The sequence below is a fragment of the uncultured Mycobacterium sp. genome (assembly GCF_964249325.1).
In the GTDB taxonomy this organism is placed as follows: Bacteria; Actinomycetota; Actinomycetes; order Mycobacteriales; family Mycobacteriaceae; genus Mycobacterium.
Genome location: NZ_CAXUCH010000291.1, coordinates 2,917 through 4,799, shown reverse-complemented (window position 1 = coordinate 4,799; position 1,883 = coordinate 2,917). Strand labels below are relative to the sequence as shown.

Genomic DNA, 1,883 nt, shown 5'->3' with positions numbered 1-1,883 from the left:
GGGGTGGCCGGCCGGATGGTGACGGCGTGGCTGTTCACACTGCCGTCCGCGGGCATCGTCGGTGCGATCACCTACGGCATCGTGCACGCCATCGGCGGCTACGTCGGCGTACTCGTCGGCTTCGCGCTGCTGTCGGCGGTCTCGCTGGCAATCTGGCTGCAGGCTCGCAAGGTGCGCGTTGACCACACCAACGTCAACCACGAGTGGGAAGGCAGCCTGACGGCCGGACTCGACACGGCGACACCGCCCGCGGACTCCGCCGCGGTGGAGCCACCGGCCGGCACCCGGCCTAACACCGACACCATCCCCACGACTAGCGCCTGATGAGTACGTGGTTCAACTACGCCGCCACGTTGAAGATCCTGATCTTCAGTCTGGTGGTGGGTGCAGGGCTGCCGGCGCTGTTCGCTGTCGGGATTCGACTGGGCGCTGTCGGCGCCGGGGTGAGCACGGACAGCCACGCCATTGCTGTCAGGCGCCCGGTAATGGCTGCGCTCAGCTGGGCGATCTTCGCACTGGTGCTGGCGGCGGTCGTACTCGGCGTGCTGTTCATCGCACGCGAATTCATCGCGCACCACACAGGGTGGTACATCCTCGGCGCTCCCCGACCCCAGCACTCCAAGTAGCATTGACCTGGTCGTGTGCTTACGATTTGACGGCCCCCGCGGAAGTTGACGGACTGTGAACCGATTCCTCACCTCGATCGTCGCCTGGCTGCGCGCCGGCTATCCCGAAGGCGTGCCGCCGACCGACTACTTCCCGCTACTGGCTCTGCTGTCACGACGGCTGACCAACGACGAGGTCAAGGCCGTCGCTAATGAACTGATGCAGCGCGGCGATTTCGACCACATCGACATCGGCGCGACGATCACCCAGTTCACCGACGACCTGCCTGCGCCCGAGGACATCGAGCGGGTGCGGGCACGGTTGGCTGCCAAGGGCTGGCCGCTCGATGACGTCCGCGAGGGCGAGGGCCGCGGATAGCCGTTCTGCGCGCAATCGCCGTTTCGCCGGGTTCCGCGGCGAAGTATCTCCTGCCTGCGTTGGAGGGCGTTCTCGCCGACCGTGAACCCGCGCTGGTCCCGGTGCGCTCCGGTGACACGTTGCCTGCGTTGCGGATAGGCGAAGAGATCGACGACGACATCGCGCTGGTGGTGACGACGTCGGGAACCACCGGTGCGCCCAAGGGCGCGATGCTGACGGCCGCCGCGCTGATCGCCAGTGCAACGGCCACTCACGCCCGTCTGGGCGGCCCCGGCCGCTGGCTGCTGGCGTTGCCGCCCTATCACATCGCCGGTGTGCAGGTGCTAGTGCGAAGCGTGCTGGCTGGTACGGTGCCCGTCGAGCTGGACGTCTCGGCGGGTTTCGATGTCACCGAATTACCCAGTGCCGTAAAGGGATTGGGATCAGCCCGGCGATATGCCTCGTTGGCCGCTGTCCAGCTGGCCAAGGCGCTGACCGACCCGGCGGCGACCGATGCGCTGGCCGAGCTGGACGCCGTGCTGATCGGCGGCGGTCCGGCGCCGCAATCGGTGCTGGAAGCGGCTGCGGCGGCGGGTATTTCCGTGGTGCGCACCTACGGGATGAGCGAGACCGCGGGCGGCTGTGTCTACGACGGTGTCCCGCTTGAGGGGGTGCGGCTGCGGATCGCGGATGACGGGCGCATCGTGGTCGGCGGTGTGACGCTGGCCAAGGGGTACCGCAATCCGGTCGATCCCGATCCGTTCGCCGAGCCTGGCTGGTTCTACACCAACGACGTTGGTGTGGTGGATGATTCGGGGCTACTCAGTGTGCTTGGCCGCATCGACGAGGCCATCAGCACCGGTGGATCGACGGTGCTTCCGCAACCCGTGGAGGCTGCACTATTGACCCATCCGGCGGTG

The 1,883-nt window shown here is 67.3% G+C and carries 2 protein-coding genes and 2 pseudogenes (1 of these 4 running past the window's edge); all 4 read left to right on the top strand.

The window, feature by feature from the left end:
• A pseudogene (locus ACFE99_RS22850) lies at window positions 1-324 on the top strand (inorganic phosphate transporter); the annotation flags it as partial.
• Complete coding sequence (locus ACFE99_RS22845) at window positions 324-626, top strand: hypothetical protein (protein WP_375488837.1); 303 nt, start codon at window positions 324-326, stop codon at window positions 624-626. The pseudogene ACFE99_RS22850 and the gene ACFE99_RS22845, both read left to right, overlap by 1 nt.
• Before the next feature lie 55 nt (window positions 627-681).
• Complete coding sequence (locus ACFE99_RS22840) at window positions 682-984, top strand: DUF3349 domain-containing protein (RefSeq protein WP_375488835.1); 303 nt, start codon at window positions 682-684, stop codon at window positions 982-984.
• A gap of 59 nt (window positions 985-1,043) precedes the next feature.
• Window positions 1,044-1,883, top strand: a pseudogene (menE, locus tag ACFE99_RS22835) (o-succinylbenzoate--CoA ligase) (it continues 172 nt past the right edge of the window).

Excerpts from the sequence above, each read along its gene's own strand:
- ACFE99_RS22845 (WP_375488837.1), top strand. The coding sequence starts at position 324 with ATGAGTACGTGGTTCAACTACGCCGCCACGTTGAAGATCCTGATCTTC.